The organism is Caulobacter sp. GW821-FHT12A07 (genome assembly GCF_058807655.1).
The window spans coordinates 381,804-398,413 of sequence record NZ_JBXAQX010000005.1 but is presented as its reverse complement, the minus strand read 5'-3'; the positions used below and the strand labels follow the sequence as shown (position 1 = coordinate 398,413).

Genomic DNA, 16,610 nt, shown 5'->3' with positions numbered 1-16,610 from the left:
ATGGCGAAGCGTAATCCTGCCAACGAAATTCCCGCTTATCTCAAGGCGCTGAACAACTACGCGAAGAAGGTGAATCTGCTCCTGCAGACTCCCGAGAAGCAGGCCCAGATCGTCTATGCCTTTACCAAGAGCTATTTCGACAATGATCCTGGCCTGGGGGTGTTCCGCGTAGACAGCCCGGGCGTCGATCCCGCGATTTTCAAGGGTGCGCTCATCAAGGCGGTCAAGCGTTACGCTGCGGCGCTTCCTTTCGATGTCGGGGCGGAGATAGGCTACGATCCTCAAACCGGCGGCGTGACGCTGTCGGTCGAGGGCACCTACAAGAAGCAGGGCGTCAAGTCTGTCGTCACGCTCGGCGGCACCAAAGCGATCGACCTCAATACCTTCGGGCTGGCGGGCCTCGATGGCGAACTGGGCAACCTGCTCAAGCTGGGCTTGAAGGTCTACAGCAGCCCGTTCGACGAGACGATTTCGATCGAATACAGCTTTGGTGGTCTGGGGCTCACCAAAACATCCGCCATCGTCGTTGGCCGCGATGATGGGTTGGTGACCTCGACCCTGTCGGGGTGGATCCGGGACTCGATAAACAACAATGGTCTGCCTCAGGACAGCTTGAAATACCAGGATGAAATCACCGAGCGAATGCTGGTGAACATCAGGAATGCTGAAAGAACGCATACGAATTACGACCTGGCCGCCGACCTCGCCGCGCAGATATTCCTGAAGACGCAGCCCAGGAGGACCGAAAATACGATCACGCTGTACTGGGCTGAGGGAAAAATTACCGAATACTATGTGCAGCGGACGCGCGACCGTGTGACCGGCGCCGCGACGCTGAAGGTTTCCTACGTCGACAAGTCGATCACGACCGTAGGCACCATGGTCGGCGAGTTCACGACCGAGGCGTTCTATCAATACGATCAGAAGACCGGTGCGATGCTCGGCCGGTCCTACAGGTACACCCGGAAAGCCGATGGCGTTCAGTTCATCGACCTGGCCGGAAGCGGCGATGTAAAGCCTGCGACGGCGGATCTCATTCAGGCCTTCCGCCGCCGAACGGACTCCTTCTGCTTCCTCGCCGGCACGGAAGTGCTGATGGCCGACGGCTCGGTCAAGTCGATCGAGCATGTCCGCGTGGGCGACCAGGTGCAGTCTTTCGACGAGACCGGCGCGCTGCAGGCGTCGACGGTCGTCGAGATCTATCCTGGGGAGGCCAACGAATGGCTGCGGTTGCCCAATGGCGTGGAGGTTACGCCTGGGCACTCCTTCCTGACGGAACGCGGCGATTTCCAACCCGTCGGCGAAATGGTCCAGCAGGGCGTGAAGGCCGTGGCCGCCGACGGCGGGGCGGTCGATCTGTCCGGAGCCGAGGCGATCTCATCCGAAGTCGCCGTTCCGATCTACAACTTCGAGGTCGCTCTCACCCATACCTATATTGCCGGTGGACTGCGCGTGCACAATACGTCGCGCCCGCCGAGCCTGTCCGATGACGCCGGAATATGGAGCGCTCCGAAGTTCATCTCCAACGGCGTCTACGAATACACGACGACGGACGAGAACGGGACCTGGACCTACCGCACCCACGACGCCGACGGCGACGGGGTGGTCGACTACACGACCTATGAGGTCGAGCGCGCCGGCGGTTGGAAGGAACGTGGTCGTCTCGGCACGAGCGAGGACGGCGTCGTCGCTACGGTGCTGCAGGAAATTCCGCCGGTGCGGTTCGCCGATTTCGCCCAGGCGCTCGGCAGCGCGCTGGGTTCCTATCTCGGCAATGGCAACGTCGCGACCAGCGTCGCCGCCAGTGCGGTGCTGGGGGCGGTCGGCCAGAATATCGGCCAGCTCATCGACCTGAAGCACGGGCTCGATCTCGGCTTCCACGCCAATGGCGAGATCAAGAAGGCCTTCGCGGACTTCAGCCAGGATCTCGGCCAGGCGTTCCAGGGCGCGGTCGCCGGGCAGATCGGCAGCTATCTTTCGCTCGAGCTCGGCAAGGCGCTCGGTCTGTCCGGTTTCGGGGCCGAACTGTTCCAGAGCGTCGGTGGAACGATCACCTCGACGATCATCGGCAACGCCATGGGCGGTCGCGCCCTGTTCGACGGCCTGCGGGCCGCCGAAGCTTTCGGAACCAGCACTTCCGCCGCCGCCGCCGGCGGCTACAGCGCCGGCGTTCTCGGCAGCGCCATCGGCAGCTTCTTCGGTTCGAAGCTCGGCTCGATGGTGGTTCCGGTGCGCACCCAGGCAGGCGCGGCGTTGTCTTCGCTGGGCTCGACCCTCGGAACGATCGCATTCAGCAGCGGGACCAGCGCCGGCATCGTCTCTACCTTCGCCGCGGCGATCCATGCCCAACTGGCCGCGTCCTTCGGGAGAATCGCCGCCTCAATCCTCGTGCCGGGCATCGGGGCCTTTGTCGGCTTCGTGATCGGCGCGCTGATCGGCAACCTGTTCGGGCGCAAGAAGCCGAAGATTCCGACGGCCAGCGCCGAAACCGTGTTGCAGCTGCCTTACGCCCGATACGAGGTCGGCAGCATCGTCACCGCGAACGGAGGCAACCGAGCGCTCGTCACCTCGATGGCGACCCTGGCGCGCGATACGCTCAATGGCGTCATCGGCATGGTCGCCTATACCGACGATACCGCCTACGTATCCAACCTGAACGGCTACAGCACGACCCAGATCTACGGCCACACCGGCAACCAGATCTATGTCAAGGTGAACGGCGTTCAGAAGAACTTCGGCTCGTCGGATGAAGCCGTCGGCTATGGCACGGCCATCGCCATCAAGAACACCAAGATCGTCGGCGGGGACATCTTCGCCAAACGGGCGATCAGCAACTCCCTGGCCACGGACATCACCGCCTTGGCCAGCGACATCAATCTCGCGGCCGAATACAGGCGCTACCTGGAGTCACGCTACGAGATCAACGCGCTGATCGCCGCCAGTCCGACGACCGAATTCGCGGCCGGTTGGCTGATCGAGCTGAATTCGATCTCGGAGCTGGGTATCGGCAAATGGTCGACGTCGGACTTCTACGGCGGCCTGCGCGGGTTCCTCGACAGCTTCGACCTGAAGAGCCGCAAGATGGGCTACGAGGACGTCCGCGTCTTCGCCGTCGGCGACGGCATGGAGATCCAGTCGCGCAAGGCCGATAGCGACGGCCTGTTCTCGATCCTGTCGCAATCGCAGGCCGGGCCGGGCGACAACGACGTGCTCAACGCCCGGTTCGGCGACGGTCTGGCCGGCTGGGACATGGCGACCTGGCAGGTCGGCAATCCGCAGCGCGGGGTGAACCTCAACGCCGACTGGTCGGGCAGCGGCAACGACGTCTTCTGGATGCACATGCCGGGCACGCCCGCTTCGGGCTCGGTCATCGACATGCGCTCGGCCGTGATGGTGTCGTCGGGGGGCACGGTCTACGAAGGTTCGGTCAAGGCCGCCCAGCATCGGGGCACGTCCCAGATGTACATGGAGTTCTACGACGCCAACATGAACCTGCTGAGCGTGGCGTTCATGGGCGGCTCGGGCCTGGAAAGCGGCGCCTGGCACGGCGATCTGGCCAACTTCAACACCCTCAGCGGCACGGCCACGGCTCCAGCCGGCACGGCCTATCGGCGCATGGTCCTGCGCCTGGTCGCCACTGGCGGCGAAGCGCCGTTCGGCTTCTTCACCCAGCCGACCTCGCGGCCGGCCGGCGCGGCGACGTCCACCTGGGACACCGAAGGCGAGGTGCTCAACATCGAGGACCTGTCGCAGATCGGCTATGCGATCACCACGCCGGGGGCGACGACTTCGGGCAACGACTTCATCGACCAGCGCCTGAACACCGGCGGGGTGGTGATCGACGACAATCACACCGAAACCGAGATCACCTACGAATACATCTGGAACGGCTGGGACTACGAATACATCGAGCACGTCAACTCGGTCACGGTCTCGGGCGGCGACGACATCTTCGTCGGCGGCCAGGGCGGCGACCAGCTCTACGGCCGCAGCGGCTGGGACTGGCTGGATGGCCGCGGCGGCAACGACTACCTCGATGGCGGCGACGGCAACGACACCCTGCTGGGGCGGGGCGGCAACGACAGTCTGGTCGGCGGTTCGGGCGACGACTACCTGGCCGGCGACACGGGCGACGACGGCCTCTATGGCGGGATCGGCAATGACGTCCTGGTCGGCGGCGACGGCGCCGACACCCTGCAGGGCGAGGACGGCGACGACACCTTCATCCTGACCGCCGACTACACCTGGAACTGGATCGTCGGCGGCAACTTCAACTTCAGCAGCGATCCGAACGGCAAGGACACGGTCAGCGCCGAGCGGTTCACCTTCGGGGTCACGCTCGACCTCGACGTGCGTCCCGCCGACTGGAACGGCAACCCGGACACCGCCATCGCCAATCCGGCCAGCCGCCTGCTCGAAGTGCGCAGCGCCGACGGCTCGCAGTGGTACAGCAGTAACGGCCTGATCAATATCGAGAACACCACCGGCTCCGATTACGATGACCGGCTGTTCGGCTCGGCCGGCAACAATGTGCTCAAGGGCCTGGACGGCGACGACGAACTCTATGGGCGCGAAGGCGACGACATCCTCGAAGGCGGCGCGGGCGCGGACCTGCTGGTCGGGGGCGGCTATTTCGACACCGCCAGCTACGAGGGCTCGTCGGCGGGGGTCTATGTCGACCTGTCCACGGGCGATGCGTTCGGCGGCGACGCCGAGGACGACATCCTGCAGGAGATCGAGAACCTGCGCGGCTCGCAAGCCGCCGACCAGCTGAAGGGCAACTTCTTCCACAATCGCCTGGAGGGCCTGGGCGGCGACGACTGGTTCGTGGCCACCAACGGCGAAGACACTTATGTCGGCGGCGAGGGCAAGGACTTCATCGACTATTCGGAGGGCTTCGCCAACGGGACCTCGACCTATCAGGTCTGGGTCGAGGACGGTTACTGGGAATATGACCAGTGGGACTACTCGCAGTACTGGGTGTCGACGGGCGGTCACTATGAGACCACCACCACCACGGTCGCGGCTTTGAACATCAACCTGGGCAGCGGCTACGCCCAGGTGCGCGGCGTCGACGGCACGGTGTCGAACCACACGCTCACGGGCGTCGAGGGCGTGTTGGGCACGGACTATGCCGACACCATCGGCGGCGGCGCGGCCGACGAGACCTTCATCGGCGGGGCCGGCAACGACTATCTCTACGGCGGAGGCGGGGCCGACACCTATGTCCTCAACCGCGGGGACGGCTCGGACACCGTCGTCGAGGACAGCGCCGGCTGGAACGTGATCTCGTTCGGGGCGGACGTGAAGTTCTCGGACATCTGGGGCGGTACGGCGGGCGGCGCGAGCGGCTGGCTGGATCTGGGCATCCGGGGCGACGCCCAGGTGCGGATCGGCGCCAATTTCTATCCGACGGCGGGCAACAACAAGATCAAGTCGATCGACATGGGCGGCGCTTCGCAGCTCGATATCGGCTCGGTCAACTTCGGCGTGGCCAGCGACGACAACTCCACCACCCTGGTCGGCAGCAAGACCAATTCCGACCTGATCATGGCGATGAACGGCGACGACATCGTCTGGGGCGCCCAGAGCGGCCAGGTGGAGAGCAACGGCAACGTCGTGATCGGCGGCCTGGGCAACGACCAGATCCACACCTCCAACGGCGACGACCAGTTCGGCTACGACCGCGGCGAGGGATTGGACATCATCTGGGACACCGGCGGCGAGGACACCCTGGCCTTCGGGGCTTCGGTGGCGGCCGGGGACGTGATCTACCAAGTGGTCGGCAACGACCTCTACATCGCCGCGCGCGACCTCTCCAACACGGCGCTGACGGCCAGCCAGGTCGCCGACCGGGTGCAGATCGTCGGCGGCGGGGTCAAGTACGTGACCATGGACGGCTACTCCAACACCGTCCTCTACGAGAGCTTCAACACGGTGGAATACGTGCTGGCCGGCGGGACCTCGATCGACCTGCGCAAGCTCGACATCGCCTGGACCCAGTCGATCACCTACAACTACGACTACGCCTATCCGATCGCGCTGGACCTGGACGGCGACGGGCTGGACCTGTCGGCGGTCGACAGCTCCAGCGTGGTGGTCAAGACGGCCGGCGGCGGGATTTCGCGGATCGGCTGGGTGGGCCCGAGCGACGGCTTCCTGGCGGTCGATCGTAACGGCGACGGGGCGATCAACCAGCTGTCGGAACTGTCGTTCGTGCAGGACAAGCCGGGCGCGACCAGCGACCTGGAAGGCCTGCGCACCTGGGACAGCAACGGCGACGGCTTGCTCGACAAGAACGACAAGGACTTCTCCAGGATCCTGCTGTTCGTCGACGCCAACCAGAACGGCCGCTCGACGGCCAAGGAACTGCGCACGCTTGAACAGGCCGGGATCGCGGCCATCAACCTGGGCGGCCTGGCCACCGGCCAGACCCGCGACCAGACCACTGAAAGCTTCGTGCAGAACACGATCAGCTTCATCTGGGCCGACGGCCGCACGGGCGAGGGCTACGACGTGGCCCTGGCGCGGCGGGTGCTGGGCTCGGAGGGGCTCTACGCTGGCGACTACCAGGCCGAGTGGGGCGCGGCCGACGAAGACGGCGAGCTTGGCCAACTGGCCAATGATCCGAAGACGGCGGCCAAGGCCGCGCGGATCAGGGCCCGCAAGGGCCTGCTGGACGCGATCGGAGCCAGCTACAACGAGGTCAAGGCCGCCGCCCAGCTGGACTTCAGCGATCACGACCGCGTCGACGCGACCATCGCCCAGCGCTGGACGAAGATGAGCGCCTCGGAAAAGGCCAGCTGGCTGACCGGCCAGCAGCCGAGCGGCAAGGTCCGGCTGATCTCGACGCAGCAGGCCCAGGCTAACGACCTTAACGCCGCTGCCAAGGCGCGCCAGGACGTGGTCGACCAGGGCTACGCCCAGGCGGCCCGGTCGGTGAGCGCCTCGGGCCTGGGCGAGGCCTCGGGGCAGGGGGCTTCGGCCGTCGGCGCTTCTGGCCTGGGGGTGAGCTTCGGCTCGACGGGGCTGGGTCTGTCGCTGGCCGGCGGCGAGCCGCTGGACGCCGGCTCGGCCTATGGCGGAGCCAGCCAGTCCTCGGGCGCCTGGTGGCGTCAGGAGGCTGGTTCGGACCTGCTGGGCGGCGGCTCGCTGGCCGCGCGACTGGCGGCGATGGACGCCGGTCCCGGTCAGGGTCTGGGCTTGGCCGCCTCCGGCGCGCTCGACCCGGCGCTGGTCCAGAACCAGGCGCTGCTGCGCCAGGCCATGGCCGGCTTCGGCGGCCAGGCCGGCGGCGGGGCGGCGGTCTGGAGCCGTGACGGGGCCTCGCGCGAGACGCCGCTGGCGGCTTCGGCCGGCCTCAAGGCCGCGGCCGCCCAGCCGCTGCTGACGGCCTAGGGCGCGCCAGGGTCACGCGCCCGCGCCTGACCCGCCTGGCCTTGTCCCGATGCGAAAGCTGGAGTCTGGAAGGCTCCAGGCCTTTCCTGCTACCACCTAGAGTACAAGGCCGGCCCTCCATCATGGAGGGCCGGCCGACCTAACGGAGTTTCGATCATGGCCGACGGCGCTGCTTCCGCGACCGCTCCCCAGAAGACGGTGTCCCAGGTTCTGGGCGAGATCACTTGGCTGCTGACCCAGTCGCCGGTGCACAAGCAGCTGTTCATCGGCGACCTGGAATGGTTCGCCATGCCGGCCGTGCTGCTCGAGCAGTTCCGCATCTGGAACGGCCCTAACAGCCCCGCCGCCGTGGCCTTCTGGGCCTTCGTCTCCGAGGAGACCGAAGAGCGCCTGGTGGCCGGCGCCAAGAAGCTGCGGGCCGACGAATGGCAGGCCGGCGATCGCCCCTGGCTGATCGAGCTCGTCGCCCCCTTCGGCGGCCAGGACGAAATCCTCGCCGACCTCGCCGTCAACGTCTTCCCCGGCAAGAGCTTCAAGTTCCACACCGTCGACCCCGACGGCCAGCGCGTGGTCGTCTCCTATCCCCCGCAAGCCCAAGCCTGAGGCGAGGGCTTCGACGCCGGCCTAGTCGGTCGGCGTCAGGGCCGTGACGACCTGTTCGCAGAGGCGGTGAGTCTCCAGGGCGTCGAGGGCTGACAGTCGGCGGCCTTCGCGCACGGCCGACAGGAAAGCCTCGACCAGGCCCTCGAAGCCGCGCTGGCGGCCGACCGAGGTCCAGTTGCCGCGTCGACTCAGACGCTCGCCGCCGGCGTAGTCGATGACGTCGGACAGTTCGGCGACCCGCAGCTTGCCGCCATGGCCCGAGACCTCCAGCACCTCCTCGTCGGCGCCGCTGTCGCGGTTCATGATCGCGAAGGCGTCGACGCCCGGCCCGACGAGATGAAGGCTGGCGTGCCGCATCTTGCCGTCGACGGCGTGGCCCGAAATCCGCGCCTCGTTCGCCGTCGGGGCCAGAAAGCGGATGGTGTCGATGGCGTGGATGAAGTCGTCGAACACCGCCCGGCGCAGGCCGTCGGGATAGGCCCGGCGGTTCTTCTGCATCAGCACCAGCGGCGCCTTCAGGCCGGCGGCGGCCACGTATGAGGGCGCGAAGCGGCGGTTGAAGCCGACGGCCAGCGACACGCCGCGCGTTTCGGCCAGGTCCACCAGAGCTTCGGTTTCCGCCAGGGTGTCGGCGATCGGCTTGTCGACCAGGGTCGGCACGCCGGCCTCGATCAGGCGGCGGACGATCTCCGGATGGGCCTCGGTGGCGGCATGGACGAAGGCGGCGTCGAGCCCCTGGGCCAGGGCCTCGTCAAGATCGGTGTGCAGCCGGTCCACACGCCAGGCCGCGCCGAGGTCGTCCAGGGTGGCGGTGCTGCGGGTGACGAAGGCCAGATGCACGTCGGGACGTATGCCCAGCACCGGGAGGTAGGCTTTGCGGGCGATGTCGCCCAGGCCGATCATCGCCACGCGCATGGTCTTAAAGCCCCTTGCCCAAGTGCTCCGCCAAGTCGCTTGCGTCCCAATGTTCGTCGCGAGGCGCAAGGAAGATCGGCGTCTCGCGCTCGAAGGCGCGCAGGGCGTCGGCGGTCTGGGCGAGGTCGGGCGCGTCGAGGCTCTCGCTCATGACGATGGCGGCGATGGTCGCGCCCCGGGCCCGCAAGGCGACGAGGGCGGTCAGCACGTGGCTGATCGTGCCCAGATACGAGCCTGCGATCAGCAGCACCGGCAGGTCGAGGGCGGCGATCAGGTCGAGATTGGTCGCCTCGTCGGTCAGGGGCGACATGACGCCGCCGGCGCCTTCAACCAGCATCAGTTCGTGGTCGCCGGCCAGGGCCGTGCGGCAGTCGGCGGCGAGGTCTTCTAGGGCGAGCGTGTCGCCCTCAAGCCGGGCGGCGAGGTTCGGGGCCAGCGGGGCGCGATAGCGGCGCGGCGAGATGCGGGGCAGGGCGGCCGGGTCGCCCAGAGCCCCGGCGAGGCGGGCCGGGTCGCTGGCGGAGGGATCCTCGGGATCGAAGCCGCTGACCACCGGCTTGAAGGCGTCCACGGCGACGCCGTGGGCCTTCAGGGCGCGGATCAGGGCGCAGGCGACATGGGTCTTGCCGATGTCGGTGCCCGTGCCGGCGACGAACAGGGCGGTCATGCTTTCGCGTCCACATAGGGGCGGACGAGGGCGGCCAGGCGCAGGACCTCGTCGTCGGGATGGTCGGCGCTGAAGGCCAGGCGCAGGCGGGCTGTGCCGGCGGGCACCGTGGGCGGACGGATGGCGACCACGAGAAAGCCCTCGGCCTCCAGGGCGGCGGAGGCGGCCAGGGCCGCGTCCGCCTCGCCGATCACCACCGGCACGATCGGGCTCTCGGCGCGGGGCAGGCCGGCGGCCTGCGTGAACAGCCGCGCCTTGCGCAGCGGCTCGGCGGCGAAGGCGGGATCGGCCTCGATCAGGTCCAGCGCTGCGATGGCGGCGGCGGCCGAGGCCGGCGGCAGACCGGTGGTGTAGACGACGGTGCGGGCCCGGGTCTTCAGGAAGTCGACCACGCTCTGCGAGGCGCACAGATAGCCGCCGTAGGAGCCCAAAGCCTTGGACAGGGTGCCCATCTGCAGCGGGATCACGGCGTCGGGGAACAGGGCGGCCGTTCCCTTGCCTTCGCCCAGCACGCCGACGCCATGGGCGTCGTCGACCAGCAGCCAGGCGTCGTTGGCCTCGCAGACCGCCGACAGCCAGTCCAGCGGCGCGACGTCGCCGTCCATCGAGAACACCCCGTCGGTGGCGACGATGGCGTGGCGGAAGGTCGAGCGGTGCTCGGCCAGCAGTTCGGCCAGGGCGTCGCTGTCGTTGTGCGGGAAACTCACCACCTTGGCGCCGGACAGCTGCGCCCCGGCCCAGATGCAGGCGTGGGCCAGTTCGTCGACGAAGACGACGTCCTGCTTGCCGGCGAAGGTCGGGATCACGCCGGTGTTGGCCAGGTAGCCCGAGCCGAAGACCACGCAGGCTTCGGTCCCTTTGAGGCGGGCGAGGCGGGTTTCAAGCTCGGAAATCAGCGGGCTGTCGCCCGTGACCAGACGCGAGGCGCCGGAGCCCGCGCCGTAGTCGGCCACGGCGGCCTGGGCGGCGGCGATCACGGCCGGATGCTGCGACAGGCCCAGATAGTCGTTGCAGGAGAAGGACAGCAGGCGCTTGCCGTCACGCTCGACAACCGCGCCGGGCAGGCGACGGGTGGGCTTCAGCCGGCGGCGCAGGCTCATGGCCTCCAGGGCCGCGAGCTTGCCGCTCGCGAAGGCGTCCAGACTGTGCATTCCAATTCCTCGCCCAGATTCCCGTTTGCGTGGGTGGGCCGGGACGCTCTAGGCAAGCCACCCCGCCGGCGCAACGAAGGATCGTCATGAGCACCCCCGACTGGCTCACCGAAGGCGCCAAGCACGTCTGGCGGCCCTACTGCCAGATGAAGACGGCCCCGGCGCCGCTTCCGGTGGTGCGCACTCATGGCTCGCGGATCGTGCTGGCCGACGGGCGCGAACTCGTGGACGGCATCGCCAGTTGGTGGACGGCCTGCCACGGCTACAACCACCCCCACATCGCCGCCGCCGTGCGCGAGCAGCTTGAGGCCATGCCGCACGTGATGTTCGGCGGTCTGGGCCATGAACCGGCCTATCGCCTTGCCGCGCGGCTGGCGGCGATCCTGCCGGGCGATCTGGACCACGTGTTTTTCGCCGAGTCCGGCTCGGTCTCGGTCGAGATCGCCATGAAGATGGCGCTGCAGTTCCACATCAATCGCGGCGAGCGCGGGCGCACGCGCTTCCTGTCGTTCCGCGGCGGCTATCACGGCGACACCCTGGCGACGATGACGGTCTGCGACCCGGAGGAGGGGATGCACAGCCTGTTCTCGGGCGTCATGCCGAGCCAGGTGATCGCCGACCTGCCCCTGAACGACGCGTCCGAAGCCGCCCTCGACGCCCTGCTCGCCGAGCGGGGCGGGGAGATCGCCGCCATGCTGACCGAGCCCCTGGTGCAGGGCGCCGGCGGCATGCTGTTCCACGACCCCGAAGTGCTGCGCCGCCTGCGCCGTTTGGCCGACAAGCACGGCGTGCTGCTGATCTTCGACGAGATCTTCACCGGCTTTGGCCGCACGGGCGAGCTTTTCGCCATGCAGGCGGCCGGGATCGAGCCCGACATCGTCACGCTTTCGAAGGCCCTCACGGGGGGAACCCTGCCGCTGTCGGCGGCCGTGGCTTCGCGCAGGGTGTTCGAGGCCTTCTGGTCCGACGACGCCGGCGCGGCCCTGATGCACGGGCCGACCTACATGGGCAATGCGCTGGCCTGCGCCGCCGCCAACGCCTCGCTCGACCTCTTTGAGGCCGGAACCTGGAAGGCCGACGTGGCGCGGATCTCGGCCGCGCTGAAGGCCGGGCTGGAGCCGTGTCGCAGCGCGCCGGGCGTCGTCGACGTGCGGGTGCTGGGCGCGATCGGTGTGGTCGAGTTCGCATCGCCGGTGGCGGTCGGGGCGCTGTGCCAGGCCTTCGCGGAGAAGGGCGCGTGGATCCGGCCGATGGGCAAGGTGGTCTATCTGACGCCGGCCTTCACCACCCCGGACACGGACCTGGAAATCCTGCTGTCGGCCATTCGCGAGGTCATTGGAGCCGGCGGGGTTGAAGGAACCGGCGGGGTCTGATCCAAGCGGCCCCATGTCCGCCTCCACCGGCCCCCTGACGACGCTCGAGCGTCTCGCGATCCTGGCGATCATCATGACCTGGGGGCTGAACAACGCCGCGGCCAAGGTGGCGACCGCCGCCCTGCCGCCGATGATGGTGGGCGGCCTGCGCTTCGCGCTGGCCCTGGCCTTCCTGTTCCCGTTCGTGCGGCCGCCGTTTCCGGACTGGAAGCGGTTGCTGGCGATCGTGCTGCTGTCGGGGCCGATCCACTTCGGGATCATCTATCTGGCGTTCGGCATGGCCAAGTCGCTGAGCCCGCTGGTGGTGGCCACCCAGCTGTGGATCCCGTTCACGGCCCTGTTCGCCTGGCGCATGCTGGGCGAGACCATGCGCATGCCGGCCGTCGCCGGGCTGGCCGTCGCCTTCGCCGGCGTGGCGTGGATGAGTCTGGATCCCCACGGCGCGGCCGACCTGCCGGCCATCGTGCTGGGCGTCATCGCCGCCGCGATCTGGGCGGTGGCCACGGTGCTGGTGCGCAAGACCCCGGGCGTGAAGCCGCTGAAGGTGCAGGGCATGACGGCGCTGGTCGCCGCGCCGGCTCTGATCGCCCTGTCCTTCGCCTTCGAGCCCGATGTGATCCCCCGCGTTACGGCCGCGCCGCCGATCGCCTGGGCCTGCGTGGTGTTCGCCGGCGTGGTCTCGACCATCGGGGCCAGCGCCCTGCTGTTCTGGCTGGTGCAGCGACGCGAGGCGGGGCGGGTGACGCCCTATTTCCTGCTGACGCCGTTGGTCTCGTGCACGATCGGGGTGCTGTTCATGGGCGATGACCTGTCGCCGCAACTGGTCATCGGCGGCGGCGCGACCATGCTGGGCGTGGCCCTGGTGGCCCTGACCGAGAAGAAGACCCCGCCGGTCGTCGAGCCGGCCTGAGGCTCTAGGCAGGGCGAACCAAAGCGCGACAAGCGGCGTTGAGCCTCCACACATGGAGCTTCACCGCATGAACCTGACCCGTCCGCTTTCCCTCGCCGCTGTCGCCACCGTCGCCCTGCTGGGCCTTTCCGCCTGTGACAAGGACGCCGGCAAGACCCAGAAGACCACGGGCAAGGTCGAGTCCGCCGTCGGCACGATCACCGGCGACAAGGAACTCAAGAAAGAGGGCAAGAAGGACAAGGTGGTCGGCGGCGTGCGCTCGGGCGACCTGGAAGGCGCCGTCAAGGACGCTAAGAAGAACTGACGGTGGAGGCGGAGAGGGCTCAGTCCTCTCCGCCATCCCTCCAGCGCCAGGGCGCGTCGCTGGTCTTCCAGGCGATCCAGACCACGCCCAAGGTGGACGTGATCACCACGATCGACAGCGGAAGAGGGCGGCCCGCCAGGAGCGCGGAGGCGGCGATCAGCAAGGCCAGGTGGACGGCCAGAACGACCCAGCCCTGCCAGGCGCAGGGCAACCCCGCGCCGTAGCCGAACCGCTTGACCCTGAACCACGGCTTGGCCATGGCCGCGCCTCCCCCGATGTTTTCTTATGCGGGCAAATGTACGCCCAGTTCGCCGGCCAGGTCGCGCACGAACTGCCAGGCCACCCGGCCCGAACGCGCGCCGCGCAGCTGCGACCATTGCAGGGCCCGGCGCTCCAGGTTCTCGACCTTCAGGCCGAAGCGCTCGGCATAGGTGTTGATCGCCGCCAGGTAGGTCGGCTGGTCCATGGGCGGGAAGCCGATCCACAGGCCGAAGCGGTCGGAGACGCTCATCTCCTCCTCGGCGTTCTCGGCCGAGGCGATCGCGCCCTGGCTCTCGGCGTGGTCGCGCGGCATCAGGTGGCGACGGTTGGAGGTCGAGACGAACAGCACGTTCTCCGGCGGACCGGCCACGCCGCCTTCCAGCGCCGACTTCAGGGCCTTGGCCGCCGCCGCGCCGTCCTCGAACGACAGGTCGTCGCACAGCACCACGAAGCGCTCGCTCCGCACGCGCAGGGCGTCGAACAGCGGGGGCAGGGCGGCGACCTCGTCGCGATCGACCTCGACCAGCTTCAGATCCGGATATTCGGCCGTCAGGGCCATGAAGGCCGACTTGGTCAGCGAGCTCTTGCCCGTGCCGCGCACGCCCCACAGCAGCACGTGGTTGCACGGCAGGCCGGTGGCGAAGCGGCGCAGGTTCTGGATGAAGCGGTCCTTCTGGCGCTCGATCCCCACCAAAAGCTCGATATCCATCGCGTAGTCGGGCGCGGGCAGGAAGGCGCCCGACACCGGCTCATGGCGGAACAGGCGCGCGCCCGAGAAGTCCGGGGCGACGGCGGCTGGCGGGGCCAGGCGCTCCAGGGCGTCGGCGATGCGGGCGAGCAGGGGCAGGGCGGCTTCGGTCATGGCCACGCTCCTTACCCCCTCGCGCTCTCATTGCAAAAGGGTTGGCATTGCAAAAGGGCCGGCATTGCAAAAGGGCCGGTATTGCAAAAGGGCCCTCATTGCAAAAGGGAGGGTGAACGCATAGCTTCCGCCGACTTGGCGGGGGCCCTATTTCAGACGTCCCCTGCCGCTTGAAATTCTTGGAGACGTTATGCCGAGCGATCCGAACGCGTTGATCCAGGCCTTTGGCCTGCCTGTGATCCTGATCGTGTTTTTCTACTTCATGATCCTGCGCCCGCAGCAAAAGCGTCAGAAGGAACATCAGGCTACGATCAACAACCTGAAGCGCGGCGACAACGTCGTGCTGTCGAGCGGCGTGCTCGGCAAGGTTGTCCGTGTCGAGGAAAAGGAAGTCGGCGTCGAGATCGCCCAGGGCGTCACCGTCAAGGTGCGCAAGGGCATGATCACCGAAGTCACGGCCAAGGGCGATCCCGCTCCGGCCAACGATCCGAAGAACTGAGTAAGATCAGGTCCAACTAGCCCGCCCTGGCGCCCCGGCGTCGTCGAGAGCCCCGTAGTCCATGCTGAGCCTATCCCGCTGGAAGATCGCCATCGTCACCTTGTCGGTGATCTTCGGCATCGTCTTCACCCTGCCGAACCTGCTGCCGCAGAAGACGCTAGACGCCCTGCCGGGATGGGTTCCCAAGCAGAAGCTGAACCTCGGCCTCGACCTCCAGGGCGGGTCGTACCTCCTGTACGAGGTCGACACCGCCGCCCTGCGCAAGGAGCGCCTGGGCAACCTGGTCGAAGACACGCGCACCACCCTGCGCACGGCCGGCATCAGCTTCAATGGCCTGGGTGAGTCGAACGGCGTCATCTCGGTCCGCATCGACGACGGCTCGAAGGTCGCCGCGGCCGTGACCGAGCTGAACAAGCTCGGCAGCCCGCTGCCGGGCGCCCTGACCAAGGACGTGGTCGTCTCGACCAAGTCCGACCAGCGCATCGAACTGACCTTCGCGCCCGAGGCCGCCCGCGCCGACGCCGCCAAGGCCGTCGAGCAGTCGATCGAGACCATCCGTCGCCGGATCGACAGCCTGGGCACCAAGGAACCGACGATCACCCGTCAGGGGACCGATCGCATCGTCATCCAGGCCGCCGGCGAAAGCGATCCGGAGCGCCTGAAGGCCGTTATCGGCAAGACCGCCAAGCTGACCTTCCAGATGGTCGACGAGACGGTCACGCCGGAAGAAATGCAGTCGGGCCGCATGCCGCCCGGCGTGGTCATGGTGCCCAGCGCCGATGGCTACGCGCCGGCCTACGCCCTGAAGAAGCGCGCCCTGGTCTCGGGCGACGACCTCGAAAGCGCCGACCAGGCCTTCGACGGCCAGAGCGGCCGTCCGGTGGTCTCGTTCCGCTTCAAGGGCCCCGGCGCGCGCAAGTTCGGCGACGCCACCGCCCGCAACATCGGCAAGCGCTTCGCCATCGTCCTCGACAACAAGGTGATCTCCGCGCCGACCATCCAGGGCGCGATCCTGGGCGGCTCGGGCCAGATCACCGGCAACTTCACGGTCGAAAGCGCCGCGGAACTGTCGCTGCTGCTGCGCTCCGGCGCGCTGCCGGCCCAGCTGAACATCGAAGAGCAACGCACCGTCGGCGCCGAACTGGGCGCGGACGCGGTCAAGGCCGGCGCCATCTCGCTGGCCATCGGGGCTGCGGCGATGTTCGTCTTCATCATCCTGGCCTACGGCCTGTTCGGCGTGTTCGCGGCCATGGCCCTGGTGGCCAACGTGCTGCTGATCGTCGGCATCATGTCGTTCACCCAGGCGACCCTGACCTTCCCGGGCATCGCCGGCCTGATCCTGACGCTGGCCGTCGCCGTCGACGCCAACGTGCTGATCTACGAGCGCATGCGCGACGAGGCGGCCGCGGGACGATCGCCGATGTCGGCGGCCGACACCGGCTACCGGCTGGCGCTGGTGTCGATCCTCGACGCCAACATCACCAGCCTGATCTCGGCCGGCATCATGTTCAGCTTCGGATCGGGTCCGGTGAAGGGCTTCGCCTGGACCCTGGCCATCGGCGTGTTCACCTCGCTGTTCACCGCCATCATCATCACTCAAGTGCTCATCGGTTGGTGGTTCAAGGCCGCCAAGCCGAAGAAGCTGCCGATCGCGTAAGGATCAAAGC

The 16,610-nt window shown here is 67.8% G+C and carries 12 protein-coding genes; 7 read left to right on the top strand and 5 right to left on the bottom strand.

Translation table 11 applies throughout. The features are described from left to right. Positions 1–7,398, top strand: a complete 7,398-nt coding sequence (locus AC1RRS_RS13550) for an SPM autocatalytic domain-containing protein (RefSeq protein WP_492855600.1) — start codon at positions 1–3, stop codon at positions 7,396–7,398. Between the two features lie 156 nt (positions 7,399–7,554). After that, entirely contained in the window at positions 7,555–8,001 is a 447-nt protein-coding gene (locus tag AC1RRS_RS13545; protein WP_492855598.1) for a toxin-activating lysine-acyltransferase, read from the top strand. A 21-nt stretch (positions 8,002–8,022) separates the two neighbouring features. Here AC1RRS_RS13545 and AC1RRS_RS13540 read toward each other — a convergent pair whose 3' ends face one another. The 3 genes from AC1RRS_RS13540 to bioF are packed head-to-tail and all read right to left on the bottom strand — an operon-like array spanning position 8,023 to position 10,734. Further along, a complete protein-coding gene (locus tag AC1RRS_RS13540; protein ID WP_492855597.1) occupies positions 8,023–8,916 on the bottom strand; it encodes a Gfo/Idh/MocA family protein in 894 nt (297 codons plus the stop codon). Positions 8,917–8,920: 4 nt separating this feature from the next. Beyond that, positions 8,921–9,583: a dethiobiotin synthase gene (gene bioD / locus AC1RRS_RS13535; RefSeq protein ID WP_492855596.1), complete on the bottom strand. Its 663-nt coding sequence runs from the start codon at positions 9,581–9,583 to the stop codon at positions 8,921–8,923. Continuing rightward, positions 9,580–10,734, bottom strand: a complete 1,155-nt coding sequence (bioF, locus tag AC1RRS_RS13530) for an 8-amino-7-oxononanoate synthase (protein ID WP_492855595.1) — start codon at positions 10,732–10,734, stop codon at positions 9,580–9,582. Before bioF ends, bioD begins: the two co-directional genes overlap by 4 nt. Before the next feature lie 86 nt (positions 10,735–10,820). On the opposite strand from bioF, the gene AC1RRS_RS13525 reads away from it, so the two are divergent. The 3 genes from AC1RRS_RS13525 to AC1RRS_RS13515 all read left to right on the top strand — a co-directional run bounded on the left by AC1RRS_RS13525 (position 10,821) and on the right by AC1RRS_RS13515 (position 13,321). Continuing rightward, on the top strand, positions 10,821–12,107 hold the full coding sequence (locus tag AC1RRS_RS13525; RefSeq protein WP_492855594.1) for an adenosylmethionine--8-amino-7-oxononanoate transaminase: 1,287 nt from the start codon (positions 10,821–10,823) through the stop codon (positions 12,105–12,107). A gap of 13 nt (positions 12,108–12,120) precedes the next feature. Then, positions 12,121–13,017 (top strand): DMT family transporter, encoded by an 897-nt coding sequence (locus AC1RRS_RS13520; RefSeq protein ID WP_487288826.1) that lies wholly within the window; start codon positions 12,121–12,123, stop codon positions 13,015–13,017. Positions 13,018–13,084: 67 nt separating this feature from the next. Next, on the top strand, positions 13,085–13,321 hold the full coding sequence (locus AC1RRS_RS13515; RefSeq protein ID WP_492855593.1) for a hypothetical protein: 237 nt from the start codon (positions 13,085–13,087) through the stop codon (positions 13,319–13,321). Positions 13,322–13,340: 19 nt separating this feature from the next. Here AC1RRS_RS13515 and AC1RRS_RS13510 read toward each other — a convergent pair whose 3' ends face one another. After that, positions 13,341–13,580: a hypothetical protein gene (locus tag AC1RRS_RS13510; protein ID WP_487288824.1), complete on the bottom strand. Its 240-nt coding sequence runs from the start codon at positions 13,578–13,580 to the stop codon at positions 13,341–13,343. 24 nt (positions 13,581–13,604) lie between these two features. Beyond that, entirely contained in the window at positions 13,605–14,444 is an 840-nt protein-coding gene (locus AC1RRS_RS13505; RefSeq protein WP_492855592.1) for an ATP-binding protein, read from the bottom strand. A 190-nt stretch (positions 14,445–14,634) separates the two neighbouring features. On the opposite strand from AC1RRS_RS13505, the gene yajC reads away from it, so the two are divergent. Continuing rightward, positions 14,635–14,943, top strand: a complete 309-nt coding sequence (gene yajC, locus AC1RRS_RS13500; RefSeq protein ID WP_487288820.1) for a preprotein translocase subunit YajC — start codon at positions 14,635–14,637, stop codon at positions 14,941–14,943. 61 nt (positions 14,944–15,004) lie between these two features. Beyond that, complete coding sequence (gene secD / locus AC1RRS_RS13495) at positions 15,005–16,600, top strand: protein translocase subunit SecD (protein ID WP_492855591.1); 1,596 nt, start codon at positions 15,005–15,007, stop codon at positions 16,598–16,600. Positions 16,601–16,610: the final 10 nt, after the last annotated feature.